This is a genomic window from Bacteroidota bacterium (assembly GCA_040388375.1).
GTDB lineage: Bacteria > Bacteroidota > Bacteroidia > UKL13-3 > UKL13-3 > JAAFJM01.
In genome coordinates this window covers 218862-233583 of the sequence record JAZKBU010000003.1, presented here as the reverse complement: position 1 = coordinate 233583, position 14722 = coordinate 218862, and the positions used below count along the sequence as shown (strand labels likewise).

Here is a 14722-nt window from a genome sequence, read left to right as displayed (position 1 = left end):
TCTCCTAAAGTAAATGTTTATTAATTTTCTTTAACTTCTTTAAAGTTTTAAACCTTGCTAAAAAGAGTATAGCATAAACAAGCTTAAATAATACAAGCGATATTATTTAGCTATAAAATGTTAGTGAGAAGAAAAAAGCGTAAGGTGTAGAAGATATTACTTTTATGTAATGCTAAGCGAACTTATAAGCCCACATGGCTCCTTTGGCTGCCACTGACTTTAGCTTCAGCTTGGAGAAACGCATTAACAAGCCATTTTTCCTTGCTTTAAATGCGTTTACATCGTTTATAATCATACTTACTGCGTAATCGTAATACTTACGCTTATAGGTGCGTTTAAAATCAATGTCTCTATCGGTTGATGTTTCCCATGGTAAATCGGCTATAAAATTATTCTCCACTTCGGTATAAAGTGGTGTGCCTTTTATCGGGTAGGCTACTGTTATGGTAAAAATATCGGGGTTTGATACTTTTAAATGGTGTACTGTTTCGTAAATATCTTCTTCGGTTTCGCCCGGATAACCCACCATTATAAAGGTGCCTGCCTGTATGCCGTGTGATTGTGCTAGTTGTATCATGGTGCGTACTTGTCCCACTTCTACCCGCCTGTCCATTAAATCTATTATTTTTTGTGAACCGCTTTCTGCACCAATCCAAACCCTGAAGCAACCGCTTTTCTTTAAGTTTAAAATAACGGCTTCGCTCATTCTATCTGCCCTGGTAATGCACTCAAAGGGCATGGTTATGTTTCTACTTGTTATTTCTTCGGTAAACTCTTCTAACCATTTATGGCTTACGGTAAATACATCATCAACAAACCAAACGGAATCTACCTGATAGTTTTCTTGTATCCATGCTATTTCATCGGCAACTGATTTGGCGCTTCTACGCCTGTAGCTTTGCCCGTAAACAGCCCTGCTGCACCACTTGCATGAGTAAGGACAGCCTCGTTGTGTATTAATTGATATGGCACTGGTACCATGTTTTTGTTTCCATGCATCAAAGTATAATTGCAGATTTACTTTCTTGCGATTAGGGAAAGGTAAGTCTTCTAAATCTTTCATCTTAACCCTTGCTTCTGTTTTACATACTTCACCATTATTTAAATAGGCTATGCCTTGTATGGTATCAAGAGCTATATTTTGCTTATCAATTAACGTGACTAACTCAAGCATGGTTTGCTCTCCTTCGCCTATTACTATATAATCGGCTCCGTATTTTAAAAAGTTAGGAATATGGTTACTAACCTCGGGGCCGCCTAATATTACTTTGCAATGTTTTATTTCTTCGGTTGTTTTAATGTATTCTATTATTTTCAATACATTTAACTTGGTCATTAGATTGGTATATATACCAATGGCATCGGGTTTAAAATCTAGTAGGTATGCTTTTAGTTTTTCGAATGATGCAAAGGTTGAATCAAAAATTTCGTTTGTATAATTATATTTTTCCAGATAGGCTGAAATATATAATATACCCAAAGGTACATAAGGACGCATTATCTCTTGCTCTTTTGGGTCTTCATGTATAAAGTATCCGTGTGTAAGTAGTACCTTCATTATTTTTTTTCTAATTGCAAAATTATATGATCGCCATAGTTTGACAATAAGGAAATGTTGCCAAACAGGGAATCGAAAAATTTGAGTAAATATAGTATTGTTCTGTGCTTTTTAACTGTTTCTTCTAAATAGGAAGGTGGAATAAAAAGCCCTATTGGTCGTTTCCGCTTTAATTTAAACGCGGAGAAAATGGTTTGTAGTTCCTTATATGAATAACACCATGTATCCTGGTAATTATTATCACTTAAGTAGGCCGTTGCTTTTTGTTTGCGCCTGTTTATTTTTTTAAACTCAGAACGAAACAAAAAATACAAGCGTTCCAGTAAACAATACTTGCCTAACAAAACTATTATTAGCTGTCCGTTTGGTTTTAACAAAGCTGCTAAATCTTTATTGAGCTGTGTTAATGCATCTTTATTGATACAGTTTAAACCTGCAAAATTGGAAAACACTACATCAAATTGTTGTTGCTTATAGCTTGTTATTAATGTATCGAAACCATTTACTTCAAACTGTATGTTATTGGTTTGTATAGCTTTATTCTTAGCTATCGTTATCATTTGACTTGACAAGTCTGTAGCTGTAACATGGTGACCTAGCTGTGCAAGCCACACAGCATCTTCACCGGTACCACAGTTTATTTCCAATACTTGTAAATTGTTTTTTTGAGGCAGGTATTTTGTTAAATAATGCCAAACTTTTTTACGCTGTAAGGAACCTATAATACTTTTTGTAAAATCTTTATCATAGGTATCGGCAATAACATCAAAAGTTGTTTTAGTGTACATATTTATTCAGCACTGCTTTTGAAATGAATGTTTGCGGATACCTGTATACTAGGGATATTGCTTTCTTGAAATTTTTATGTTGTTTCCATGCCTGTAATGCCATGCGCTTACGGTATTCGCTATGCACGTAACGTTGTAGTTTTTTATAAAATTCGCCCGGAAATGTGCTTTTAAACATCATGGCTAATTCATCGGAATCGGTCCAGTTGGTTTTTTCTTTTAATTGGTTTTTTACTTTATCGTAAAACTTAGTGCCCGGTAATGGATAGGAAACGGAAATACCTACATCGTGTGGCATTAAATCAAATACCATTTTAAGGGTTAATTCTATATCGGCATAGGTTTCGTTTAAATACCCAAATTGTAAAAAGAAACAGGGTTTAATTCCTTTGCTTTTCATCAATAAAGTGGCTTCGTAAATTTGTTCTACCTGTGTGCCTTTATCCATGGCATCTAATATTTTTTGTGAGCCGCTTTCTGCTCCCACCCATGCTTCATCGCATCCGGCTTGTGCCAGTGCAGCTATGTTATCTTCTTCTAATAATAAATCAACACGCGATTGTATCTTAAATTTAATGGATACATTTTCTTGTTGTAAAACCCGGGCAAATTCATTGGCCCAATTGGGTTTTAGACCAAATATATCATCGCAAAACCAAATATGGTTTATGCCAAATTGTTGTTGCAGGTATTTAATTTCGTTCACTACATTTTGTGGTGAACGTGAGTTATACCTTTGCCCGTAAATGGGTTTTGCACACCAATTGCATTTAAAAGGGCAACCCCGGGTAGTGCCCATGTTGATAGAAAAATAGCCTTTTTTAGCTAACCAACGGCTTTTATAGTTTTCTATATTTACCAAATCCCAAGCCGGCATTGGTAAGGTATCAAGGTCTTTTAAGTTTTCTCTTTTAGCTGTTTTCACTAACTCTTGGTTAGTTAAAAAACGTAACCCGTTTATATGGGTAAAATTTGTTTCATTATTGGTTAGGGCGTTTACTAACTCCAGCATAGTTTGCTCGGCTTCGCCTACTACTATAAAATCAGCACCACGTTTTATATATTCATCTGAATGGTCGGTTGAGTCGGAACTTGAAATAATTACTTTACAGCCATATTTTTTCGCCAGTGCAATCATTTCAAATGCTGCATCTCTCATGTTGGTTAAACACATTTTGGTTAAATAGTTAAAACCATCATCGCATATAATAAAAACTTGGGGCTTTTCTTTTATAAATGCCACTTCCATTTCGGCTACGGTTTCATTAAACATTACATCGTAAAATGAAATATTACAGGCTGCATTACGTAATACTGAAGCTACATAAAGTGTTGCTAAGGGAGCATAAGGCTGTTGGTTGGTCCATTGCTTAGCATCAAAACGTAAAAAATAAGAGTGAGTAATTAAAATATCAGCCATGCACTAACTTTACCTTGTGTAACTTTTCAAAGTTATCAATCTGTTCCATAAACTTATGTAAAATTACAAACTGATGTCCCTTTTCATGTTGTTTTGAAACATTCTTTTTGGTTCTTATATTTAAGTCGAATTGCGTTTCATCAAAATCTGCATATCGTTTTTTCCAACGCTTCAGCATTAAGCTAAACAGATATGCATCTAGTTTTTCGCCCATGCTTCCATTCAGTAAAAACTCTATAGTGGCTTTTATGCTAAACGGATAGGTTGAATTATTGATGGTTATTTCGTTTGTTTTTTTGTTGGGAAAATACTCTTTTACCCAACTGTTTTCCTGCTGCAATTTATAATAGGCCAATTGCCCGTATGTTGGATAAACACTCACTATTTCGGTAGCTGTAAATAAATTTTTATCGGGAATATTCAGGGTAGCTGTACTTACAAAATAGTTTATACAAAAGTACTTGCGCAAAGAGCCCACCATTACTTTTCTGAACAGGGCCAATATGCTTCGGCAAACCCACAAACGGCTTTGTTCGGTTACTATAAAATAATCTATATCGGAACCTTTATCCATATAACCTTTGGATAATGAGCCTGAAATCATTACACCTCTTACAAAAGGAAACCATGAAATAACCCTGGAAACTATTTTAGCCCTTTTTAAATAAATAGCGGCTTGTTCATTGCCTTTAATTCTTCGGTCTATATAAAGTACTTTATTACTGATGCTATAGAACTTACCTATTTTATAAATAAGTTCTTTTTCAACCAACTCGTTTAAGTATTGTTCTACGTTGCCTATTTCATCAGGCTCAATAGTGCTGAACTCCACTATTTCGCTGGCTAATAATGGATGATTAAATATATTGAAATACAGCAGTGTTTTAACAATTGCAATACTCGTTTTCTCTAATGCTATTTCACTTGTATTTAGGGTTGCTGCGTTCACTTCTTAATTGGCTGTATTTTATAAATAAAATTCATCTCCCACAATAAACGCTGTTTTTTTTGTAAAATCAAATCAAAGCCTCCTTCATTAGCGAGCACTGTTATTTTATCTATGTTACAATCTTCTGACAACGTCATTAATACACTTGAATTGCTGTCTATGTAAGATTTTAGCTGCGTAAATAATTTTACATAGTATTCGAAATTGGCTCCGCAATACCAGGCATGCTCGGCTATGTTTATTGGTGTTTTAGGATAGTACGGTGGATTGATAAGAATGTAATCAAAAGTTTGTTTGGGTATGGAATCAAACAAATTACTTTCCAGTATATGAACAAGCATTTGCAGCCTATTGCTATTTTCTTTCAATGCTTCAATAGCTATTGAATTAATATCGGTAGCTGTTACATGTGCGCCTTTGGTATAGCAATAAAATGATATTAAGCCGCTACCCGCACCTAACTCTAATACTTTTTTATCTTTAATATCTAATTGACTTAAAAATGAAATAAGGTGCTTGGTACTAAAGAAAAAACCGGGATGAAAAACATCTTTTTTAACTTTTATTTTTATTCCCTGATATGTATAAAATCTATCTTGCTTTAAATACTGTAGAACAAAAGGAGCATAAAACCATTCAATCAATTTCTTTAGTATCCGTTTCATTAAAATCCCTGAATTTCTGGTTGCCTGTATTGCCATAATTTTTGTAAAGCTTTTAGCTCATAAGGGTAATGGTATATACTGTTTTTATACCTGATACCTGACAGTGCTTTTATTACTTTACGTTGGTATGGCTGCATTCTTATATCGGTTACGGTTGGATAGTATGCGTTTAAAACGGTTTCAAAGTTTTTAATTTTATCTATCATTTCCGGAGTTAACCAAGGGGTTAAGGGGTTTTTGCGTAAATCAAAATTTTCCCAGTCGCCATGTAACCAATCTTCTAATTTCTGCGGAAACCTAAAACCGCTTGCCAGCACTTTATCATACATATCAGAACCTTCAGTTGGTACGGGGCTGTATACATAAATAATAATTTCGGTTTCGGGGTTAATGCTTTTTACTCTTTTAATAAAAGCAATATCATTGTCTATCTGGCGCATTACTTCTTCGGGAGTATCGGCAGGCGTGCCTAATACAAAGGAGTATTCGGGTACTATATCAAACTTTTTCATGCGTGCAGCAAATGCGGCAATCTGTTCGCCTGTTTGTGTACCGCCTTTATCCATTTTTTTCAGTACTTCATCATTACCTGTTTCTGCACCAAAAAAAATCATTTTGCAACCAGCTTCACGCATCAAAGCCAATGTTTCGTCTTTGTATTTGTGAATGGTATCTATACGTCCTTCACCCCACCAAATGATGCCTTCATCTTTAATCAGTTTCGAAAATTCGATTACCCGTTTTTCTGACACAAAAAAATTGTTGTCGTGAAACTCAACTGAATCAGCCCCCCAAGTATCTTTTATATACTTAATATCGTTGTAAACACCTTGTGCTGATTTGGCTTTCCACTTAGCATTATAAATAGGTACTACTGCACAAAACGAACAGGTAAAAGGGCAGCCAAAACTGCTGTGGTAAGCCAATGTTTTATTGCCTAAATAGGTTTTGCCTAAATATTTTTCAATAGAATAATATTTATCTAATTCTTTGTAAGGCAAAGGCTTTAAGTCATCGTAATTAACCAGCTCGGCCTTTTTGGTTTTAGTTATCTTTCCTTCTTTTACATAAATTAAATTTTCAATTTCATCAATTGCTGAATTATTGTCTAGGGCATTTAAAAGCAATGGAAATGAATAATCGCCAGGACCATTAATTACATAATCAACAAAGCCTGATTCTAAGACACTTTTGTGCTGATTGGAAGCAAAGTAACCTCCCCAGATAATAACTATATGCGGAAACTGCTGTTTAATTTGTTTGGCAAAGGGAATGGCTTGGCGTAACTGTGGGCCAGGCATTACTGAAAAGCCAACATACTTGGTGGCTGAAGTGATGCTATCAACTATTTTTTTATACGGGTCGTTTTCACGATTCCCATCAACTATTATCCAAGAGTATTTATCGTGAATAGCACCTGCTATTTGTAACACCGAATTAGGAACACGGTATTTATAGGTAGCACTGCGCGGATTAAAAAGAATTACCTCCATTTTAGCAAAGGTAACAAAGCTTAGGGTTCATTCAATGCATTAAATTGTCATTTCATTTTTTATTACATTAGCCGCTTTAATTTTATTTAAATACTATAAATAAACAATGATTGACCAACTAAAAATGTTAACGCTATGCTTAGTACTATTTGCAAATACTATCATTGCTCAACCATTACATACCATTGTAAACTACAAACAAAACACGCCTGCAAAAGGGTATTATTTTATGGCTCCTTTTAAAATGAGGAAAGAGGCTCCAATAATTAACGGCATGTTGCTTATACTTAACGGGCAAGGCCAAATAATACGATACCAGTACATTGACAAAATTAGTGATTTTAAAATACAGTCAAATGGTTTGATGTCTTACTACCATGACCGTAAATACTTTTTGATGGATAAGAATTTTACGTTGATTGATTCTGTTAGTTGTATTGGCAATATTGAAACAGATACACATGACTTTATTATTTTACCTAATGGACATTACTTGATAATGGGTACTGAAACTCAAATAGAAGATTATAGTGCAAAACCATTGTTTTTACAAAAACAAATACTTGGTAGTAGAAATGCTAAAGTTAAATATGGGGTTATTCAGGAAATTGATCAAAATAAAAAGGTTGTATTTCAATGGACTACTAAGGGTATTTATAAACCTGAAGATGCTGACCCCTTTTATTTAAATGATACTTTAAATGTTGATTTAACACATTTTAATTCTGTAGATATGAATAAGGAGGGTGATATAATTGTTTCCATCCGATATTTTAATGAAGTAGTAAAAGTTAAACGAGCTGATAGTAGCATTATTTGGCGGATGGGCGGAAAAAGAAATGAAATAAAAGTGATGAACGATACCATACCTTTTTATGGACAACATGATGCTCGCTTTACCAAAAACAAACAGTTTACCTTGTTTGACAACAGCTATACTCTTAATGAACAAAGAAACAATGTGAGGGCTCTAGAATACTATGTTGATGATCAAAACAAAACCGCAAAATTGGTCTGGAATTATAGCCGCAAGAACAAATTAATAAGTGAAGCAACCGGTAATACGCAACGCTTGCCAAACAACTACACGCTGATTAATTATGGTAAAATTGAAAAGGGAACACCCAATATAACTTTTGAGGTAGTGAATGAAAAAAACGAAAGTGTATTTGAGCTGGGTTTTACGGATACGGTAGGTACTTACAGGGCTTTTTTCTACCCAACTATTCCTGCTGAAATTAATCATGCTCCTGTTGAACTGGTAAAAATAAAAAATGAATACTTTTTACAAACGAAGAAAAAATTCAGACACTATGAATGGAGCAATGGTAAAAAAAAGGCACGTATTAAAATAACAAAGAATGGACAATACTGTGTGTACACCTCAAATGATAACAATGCTTTTACCCGCTCTGAAATAATTAACATTACTCAGTTTGACCATTAAATAGATAATGAAGCTTATTTAATCAAATCGGGTTCATACGTTGATTTTTCTCTGGCTGAATCAGGCACTTTTATGTATCCATACGGGCCCAATTCGTCTATATCTTTTCTATTGTATAAATCGCCTAAAAAATCAAACTCTATATGCCTGTGTGTAGGTATACCCACTAAACGCTGCCTCACCTGTGCCACGCTCATATTCCACTCCTGTGCTAATCTTTCAGCTGATGTTTCCATAAAGCTTATATACAGTAACTCGGCAAAAGTATGGTCTTGCCGATGGTTAAAATTAACTACCGATTGAAGTGTGTTGCGGTAGCTTTGCAACAAATTCATTTTTGATGAGATGAATGATTTGAAATTTTCAATCGTTCTATAACCATCTACATCGGTAACAGCACTAAAAGGTTCTTGTATAACTATTTCATGACACCACAAACATTTGGCAGGTTTACCGGCAAAGGTATACATAGAGTCGGAGGTCGGTATCAATTGGCCTGCATTATCGTAAATGGCAAATCGCAATTGGCCGTTATCCATAATATTTAACACTTCGTGTTTATCCTCAGTAAAGGTATGGTTGGGTATAGAACCTTGTCCTTCGTCAGCTATAAATGCCATTTGATTGGCTTGGTTGGTATTACTTAAATAAATTTTGCGTTCGCCTTTTGATACGGCTGATTCTACAATTGCCCCCAATGAATCGCTGAACAAGAACTGCTCTTTAAACTGTGTGTAGTTATTAAGTGCCCCTGTAATTTTATAATAATGGTTTGATGAATTTACAGTAAGCATTATCCAGCGGCCTATGTCAACGGATTGGTATAGGCTATATTCCTCTGATTGTTTAATAGCCTTGATCAATTGTGCCAATGCCTTTTGTGCAGGTAAGCTAAAACCTAATTCTGTTATATTGAGTTGTACCTTATTATCGGCTTGCCAAACAAGTGCGTTGCTGTATGTATTGGTGGGCAATGTAGCTCCTAAAAACGATAAGCTCCACTGTAAACCTACTTCTACTTTTTCTTTTGTTTCCAAATCATAGGCTTTGTTCCAACGCAACTGAATTTGCAAATCGGGATTGCTGTTCCATATTATTTCTTTGTCTTTAACGCAGGCATTAAAAACAATGACCATGGCAAAGCAAATAAATAAATAGGCTATTAATTTTCTGTTCATTTAGTGCTGTTTTCTACTACTAATCTTGCAAAAATTTCGCCTGTCAATATATCGGCAGGCATTGCATTGCACCAAACAATCATATCGCTTTTGTTAAGCCAATTTTTACTTGCCAATATAAAATTCTCTTTGTACGATACGTTGAATTCATAATTACCTAAGGCTGATAAATAATCAATACAAAGTATAGAATTATGCATCAAAGGTTTATTAAACTCAAACGAAATTAAAGGTATGCATTGGGTTAATCCTTTTAATGCTGCTAGCTCATGGTTTTCTAAATCAAGCTTGCAAAAGAAAGGCATTCCTTTATCAGCAATCAATGAATCAAGCGTAATGGCTTTAACGATTAAGGTTTGATTCCAATTAATATATTTTTGGTAACTGTACACTTCTATAAATTCTTTGGAAAGGGTTGATACTTCGTTCACATTGCTTACAAACATAGTAAATGTTTCGTTTTGTGTCGACAATACGTTTTGCATTACTGTTAACCCCTTGTATTGGGTTTGTAGCTTTTGTAATGTGTTGATGCATTCCGGTTGTGGCTCTATGGCTATTACTTTATAACCCGCTTCTAATAACACTTTGGTTCTTTTCCCAATATTTGCCCCGCCATCAAAACAAAGTGCACCTGTGGGAATTAAAGTATTATAAAAACGTATTACCCGCCTATCATTAAAACATGTCTTTATACCCAACTTAATATTGAAGTGATAAAATATAAATAGCACTAATTGGGAGACTAAATTGGCTATTAGTGCGCCATTGATACCCCATACAGGAATTAATAAAACACATACTAATAAATTGATACCTATACAGAGGTAACTGATTTGCATAACATAACGTTGAGCATTCTGCTTATACAGTTTGTAAATATTGATTATATAGAAAAATGGTAAAACAATATAAACAAATACCATAGCATAGCTAAATATGGAGAATGACAACCCATAAATAAATTCAATAATAATATAGGTGACTACTATATGTAAAGACCCAAGCAACAACCCAATTTTCAACACTTTGCTTTTGAACTTTTGTAAGCTATGCGTGCCCATTCTGTAAATATTTTTGGTATAGGGAATCATTAAAAAACCGGGTACTAATAAAAACAAATTGGTATAACTGGTTAGTACCTGATAATCGCCAACCATTGCTTTATGACTAAAAAAGCTGATACAATACAAGTCGGATTTGGTTTGTAAAAAACCACATAATGCCAACAGCATAAATGGAGTGGTTTGCTTTAACAGTTGCCAGTCAGGTTTTGCGAGTGTTATATTTTTAAACAGATAATTGAAGTTAACCAGTTGTACTAAAAACCTTAACATATATGAAATGGAAAGTACAGACATGATATTGGGTACATTCAAATCAACTCTATCTATAAATAAAACAACGAGTGGAAACAAAGCAATAATTTCAGCAACGAGTGTGGCGTTGTATTTTTTGTTAAAGGTAAAAACACTCTCCATTGACTGGGTAAAAAAGCGGCTTATAATCCAGATGCAAATATTAACACCAATAAAGTTTGGGTACAAAAAGCCTGTTAAAAGCAGCAAGGGAATAAGTAAATATAAACTCCTGCTGATGAATGATTGTTGCCAGATGGCTGTTACTATTTGCGACTGTCTGCTAAACTGAAGCAATAAACTTTCTTTATTGCCCCACATGGTTATAGCAGTAATCATATAAAAATAAATTTGAACAGAAACAATTTCGCCCCACAAATTGCTACTACTTTTATTAATAACAATAACTGACAATAATAAATTGGCAAAACTCGGCAATAACATAAATACTGCATTGCTTATAATGGGCTGTAACCGTTTTATGTATTTAAATAATACCAATTTTATTTATCTCTTAAATTGGTTAAAGGTTTTTCAAAATACTTATACAGCAAGGTAGAAAATGTAAATACACACACTGCATAGGCCATAAAGTAAAAAAAAGCCTGGATGCCATTGGTGAATTTTATCAAATTCAGCAATTCCAGTAAAGGACTTAAATGAATAATATAAACTGAAAATGAAATAAGACCCAGCCAAGTAAACATACGCTTTGTAAATTGGTTATTGATTTGAAGGTGATACAACCATGGAATCATGAGTACAAATGAAATGGGTATCAGATTAAAATAAAACACAAAGTTACCTAAACTACCAGGCATGGTTATATGCATGTATATGGTTAAACCCTGTATAAATAAGCCTATGAATAATAATATTGCTTTCCATTGCTTAAACGCATCTTTATAGCTATATAAAAACAAAGACATCAGTATACCATATATACTGCAGTCGAGTCTGGTAATAATGGATTTTCGGATATTTGCATCCCAATGAGGTATTTGGTTATCAAATTTACTCCATCTGATAGCAGTAAACATTAATATGAAAACAATACACACCAATAATATATTTAAGCGCGGGCTATTTTTCAATACGAGAGTTCCTATTAAAAAACCAATCGGAAACAAAAAGTAAAACCACTCTTCAATACTTAAAGAGTAAGAAGCCGGGAAAAACCAAAAACTAGCCTCTGAAATATTCTGAATAAAAACCAAAAAGTGCCAGTTAAAATCTTTATAATTTCCTGTTATAAAATAGCCAACCAGTAAATTGAGAAGTATACCTAAAAAATATAATGGCATTGTTCTGTACCACCTGCGCTTATAAAAATTGAATATACCCTGATATGAGTAATCTTTATTGACAACAAATAGTTTTATTAAAATATTACCTATTAAAAATCCACTCAAACCAAAGAACACTTCAACCCCATTTTTTAAAACATATGACAATTTATATAACTGCGGAATATGTGGAGTAAATAAATATAAACTATGTACAAAAAACACCATCAGCACACCTGCACTTCGCATTATATCTAAACCAACATTCCTGTTTGCTATATTGGTTTCAATGGTAAATAATTGTACTAGTTTATTCATTGCCCGCGTTTGCTATACGTATGGTATAAAAACCAACGCCCCTGTTTTTATCTGACAAATAAAACACCAGACTATCATTAATGGAACAGCTTTTTAAAACTTTTTCGTCTTTGTTATAAATTGGTTCCTGCCTGCATTCTTCTTTTAATATGACATCTTTATTAGCAAGCTTTACTTCTCTTTGCTGCGGCCCGTTTATATTGAAATAGTTAAATGTAACTCTGCCTGCTTTTACTTTAAAATCGTATACCAAAATGGCTTCTTCTTTGGCAAATAAATAGTTTTGGATATTGGCGTTAACTTTGTGTATCAACAAAAATGGAAGCACCAGCACACTTAAAAACCAGAGCCTTATTTTTATTTTACTGTAGTATAATAAACAAGCAAAAAACACCAGCAAAGCAAAAAAACGAGGAAACTTTAAAAATACATTTAAATGATAAAACCATGCAATGGGTATATTGACAATCAAAGCCCCTAAGCCCATTATTATTATAAACCTATAATCTATTAAGTTCCATTTGCCTGAAAAGCTAAACAATGGAATAAGCAACAATATTAAGCTAAAGCTATTGCCATAACCACTTACGAGCAATGAAATAATTAACCAGATACTGAATTTTTGCACGGTGCTATTGGCTGACCTGGAGAACACAATACCTAATCCGTAAACGGCTATTTTAAAACAGGCTAACAACTGGCTATACAATAAACTGTTATCAAACTGAGCATTGCCATTGTGCAATAAATCAGGCACAAAAATGGTTTTAAGCATTACCTGAAAACTTTGGTAATTGTAAGCGTAGGTATTGTTTATTTCGCCATTGTATAAACGAGGTAGTATTTTAAAAATATAGTTTTGCCAAACATCGAAACCAATTAATGGTAATGATATAAGCGTAAGCAAAACAATATTGAATATAACCAGACTTAATGATTTGATATCTTTTTGGAAGAACAGAAAAAACAAAAGGAATGCAGGACTGATCTTTAAATGAATGCTCAATCCCCAGCATAGGGCCATTAAACCAACATTTTTTTTTGCGTACTGAATAAATCCTTCTAACAATAAAAAAAACAAAAGAAAATAGGACTGCCCTTCCATTATATTGTTTTGTAAGGGAACAAAAACAAATAATGGAATTAAGAGCAATAGCTTAACATCGACTTTGGAATAATTATATAAACGCAATAAACTCCATACAAAAAGCAATAACATTACGCTGTTCCATATCAATTTAGCTTTTGTAATGGAGAAAAAAGTAAATGGTAAATACAATACAGCACTTAAAGGCGGAACGGGTGTATAATTTAAAAAGAAGTTGCGTTGCCCTAAATCGTATATAGCTAAATTAAATTGATAGGGCTCGTATATCCAAAGACCCCAATTACCTTGTTTTAAAAAATGGGAAGCATAATAGTAATTTCCAAAATCGCCAACAGGAGCCGTGTAATATTTTATAATAAAAAAAATACCTAGTAGCAGTGTAGGTATTAAATAAATGAAGGGCTTTTTATCTTTAATAGGCGTTATCATCACCAAACAACATTAGTTTTAAGCTCTTTATTATGATAACTGTATCTAAGAACAAATTCCATTTCGCTAAATAAAACAAATCAAATTTCAATCTATTTCTCAGCATCCTATTGTCATGCATTTCTCCTCTGTATCCTTTTATTTGGGAAAGGCCTGTTATGCCCGGCTTAACTCTATGGCGCACCATAAAGCTATCCATTTGCTGAGCATATTGTTCTGTATGTTTTAACATTAATGGGCGTGGACCCACAATAGACATTTGGCCTAAAAAAACATTGATAAACTGGGGCAGTTCATCTAAACTAAATTTACGTAAAAAATAACCTATAGGCGTTACGCGGGTATCGTTTCGAGTAGCATGTTTTAAATGGGCATGCTCATTTACATACATGGAACGAAACTTAATACATAAGAACGGTTCGTTATGCATACCTGTTCTTGTTTGTATAAAAAACACAGGTCCCTTTGAGCTTAATTTAACCAAAAGCGCAAACAATGGAATTAACCACCACAACACAAAAACAAAAGCAAGAAGTGTAAATGTTAAATCAAAAGTTCGTTTTAAAATTTTGGCAAACTGCCCATCAAGCGGGCAATACTCATCAAACAACACAGGTCGAACAAGCACATCAACATCATCAAATGTTTCTATTAATATCTCTTCATTGGCTGGTTGTATAAATTGACTTGTTGAATGAGTAATGTTTCCTGTCAAAATAAATTAT

General features: G+C 33.8%; 12 protein-coding genes. 1 reads left to right on the top strand and 11 read right to left on the bottom strand.

Annotated elements, in window-relative coordinates; translation table 11 throughout:
* Positions 1–172 precede the first annotated feature (172 nt).
* Genes V4538_04045 through V4538_04020 form a run of 6 tightly spaced genes read right to left on the bottom strand, consistent with a single transcriptional unit; the run spans position 173 to position 6873 of the window.
* On the bottom strand, positions 173–1558 hold the full coding sequence (locus tag V4538_04045; GenBank protein ID MES2380188.1) for a radical SAM protein: 1386 nt from the start codon (positions 1556–1558) through the stop codon (positions 173–175).
* Positions 1558–2346, bottom strand: coding sequence for a class I SAM-dependent methyltransferase (locus V4538_04040; GenBank protein ID MES2380187.1), 789 nt, complete (start codon positions 2344–2346; stop codon positions 1558–1560). Before V4538_04040 ends, V4538_04045 begins: the two co-directional genes overlap by 1 nt.
* The gene (locus tag V4538_04035) at positions 2336–3766 is read right to left on the bottom strand and encodes a radical SAM protein (protein ID MES2380186.1); all 1431 of its coding nucleotides are present in this window, start codon (positions 3764–3766) and stop codon (positions 2336–2338) included. The genes V4538_04040 and V4538_04035 overlap by 11 nt, the downstream gene beginning before the upstream one ends.
* Entirely contained in the window at positions 3759–4715 is a 957-nt protein-coding gene (locus tag V4538_04030; GenBank protein MES2380185.1) for a hypothetical protein, read from the bottom strand. The genes V4538_04035 and V4538_04030 overlap by 8 nt, the downstream gene beginning before the upstream one ends.
* Entirely contained in the window at positions 4712–5380 is a 669-nt protein-coding gene (locus V4538_04025; GenBank protein ID MES2380184.1) for a methyltransferase, read from the bottom strand. Before V4538_04025 ends, V4538_04030 begins: the two co-directional genes overlap by 4 nt.
* Positions 5380–6873: a radical SAM protein gene (locus tag V4538_04020; GenBank protein ID MES2380183.1), complete on the bottom strand. Its 1494-nt coding sequence runs from the start codon at positions 6871–6873 to the stop codon at positions 5380–5382. The genes V4538_04025 and V4538_04020 overlap by 1 nt, the downstream gene beginning before the upstream one ends.
* A 106-nt stretch (positions 6874–6979) precedes the next feature.
* Between V4538_04020 and V4538_04015 the strand changes: the two genes are divergently transcribed.
* Entirely contained in the window at positions 6980–8320 is a 1341-nt protein-coding gene (locus tag V4538_04015) for an aryl-sulfate sulfotransferase (protein MES2380182.1), read from the top strand.
* 14 nt (positions 8321–8334) lie between these two features.
* Here the strand turns inward: V4538_04015 and V4538_04010 are convergent, their stop codons facing one another.
* From V4538_04010 to V4538_03990, 5 genes are read right to left on the bottom strand one after another with little or no spacing between them, the layout of a single operon-like run.
* Positions 8335–9498, bottom strand: coding sequence for a hypothetical protein (locus V4538_04010; GenBank protein MES2380181.1), 1164 nt, complete (start codon positions 9496–9498; stop codon positions 8335–8337).
* Entirely contained in the window at positions 9495–11300 is a 1806-nt protein-coding gene (locus tag V4538_04005; GenBank protein ID MES2380180.1) for an FkbM family methyltransferase, read from the bottom strand. The genes V4538_04010 and V4538_04005 overlap by 4 nt, the downstream gene beginning before the upstream one ends.
* 59 nt (positions 11301–11359) lie before the next feature.
* Positions 11360–12460 carry an acyltransferase gene (locus tag V4538_04000; GenBank protein MES2380179.1) on the bottom strand — a complete coding sequence of 367 codons (1101 nt, stop codon included), beginning with the start codon at positions 12458–12460 and terminating at the stop codon, positions 11360–11362.
* Entirely contained in the window at positions 12453–13997 is a 1545-nt protein-coding gene (locus tag V4538_03995; protein ID MES2380178.1) for a glycosyltransferase family 87 protein, read from the bottom strand. Before V4538_03995 ends, V4538_04000 begins: the two co-directional genes overlap by 8 nt.
* On the bottom strand, positions 13981–14712 hold the full coding sequence (locus V4538_03990) for a sugar transferase (GenBank protein ID MES2380177.1): 732 nt from the start codon (positions 14710–14712) through the stop codon (positions 13981–13983). The genes V4538_03995 and V4538_03990 overlap by 17 nt, the downstream gene beginning before the upstream one ends.
* Positions 14713–14722: the final 10 nt, after the last annotated feature.

Bases quoted from the DNA above. Each gene is read 5' to 3' on its own strand.
- V4538_04045 (MES2380188.1), bottom strand. From the start codon at position 1,558: ATGAAGGTACTACTTACACACGGATACTTTATACATGAAGACCCAAAA.
- V4538_04040 (MES2380187.1), bottom strand. From the start codon at position 2,346: ATGTACACTAAAACAACTTTTGATGTTATTGCCGATACCTATGATAAA.
- V4538_04035 (MES2380186.1), bottom strand. From the start codon at position 3,766: ATGGCTGATATTTTAATTACTCACTCTTATTTTTTACGTTTTGATGCT.
- V4538_04025 (MES2380184.1), bottom strand. From the start codon at position 5,380: ATGAAACGGATACTAAAGAAATTGATTGAATGGTTTTATGCTCCTTTT.
- V4538_04020 (MES2380183.1), bottom strand. From the start codon at position 6,873: ATGGAGGTAATTCTTTTTAATCCGCGCAGTGCTACCTATAAATACCGT.
- V4538_04015 (MES2380182.1), top strand. From the start codon at position 6,980: ATGATTGACCAACTAAAAATGTTAACGCTATGCTTAGTACTATTTGCA.
- V4538_04010 (MES2380181.1), bottom strand. From the start codon at position 9,498: ATGAACAGAAAATTAATAGCCTATTTATTTATTTGCTTTGCCATGGTC.
- V4538_04005 (MES2380180.1), bottom strand. From the start codon at position 11,300: ATGTTATTGCCGAGTTTTGCCAATTTATTATTGTCAGTTATTGTTATT.
- V4538_04000 (MES2380179.1), bottom strand. From the start codon at position 12,460: ATGAATAAACTAGTACAATTATTTACCATTGAAACCAATATAGCAAAC.
- V4538_03995 (MES2380178.1), bottom strand. From the start codon at position 13,997: ATGATAACGCCTATTAAAGATAAAAAGCCCTTCATTTATTTAATACCT.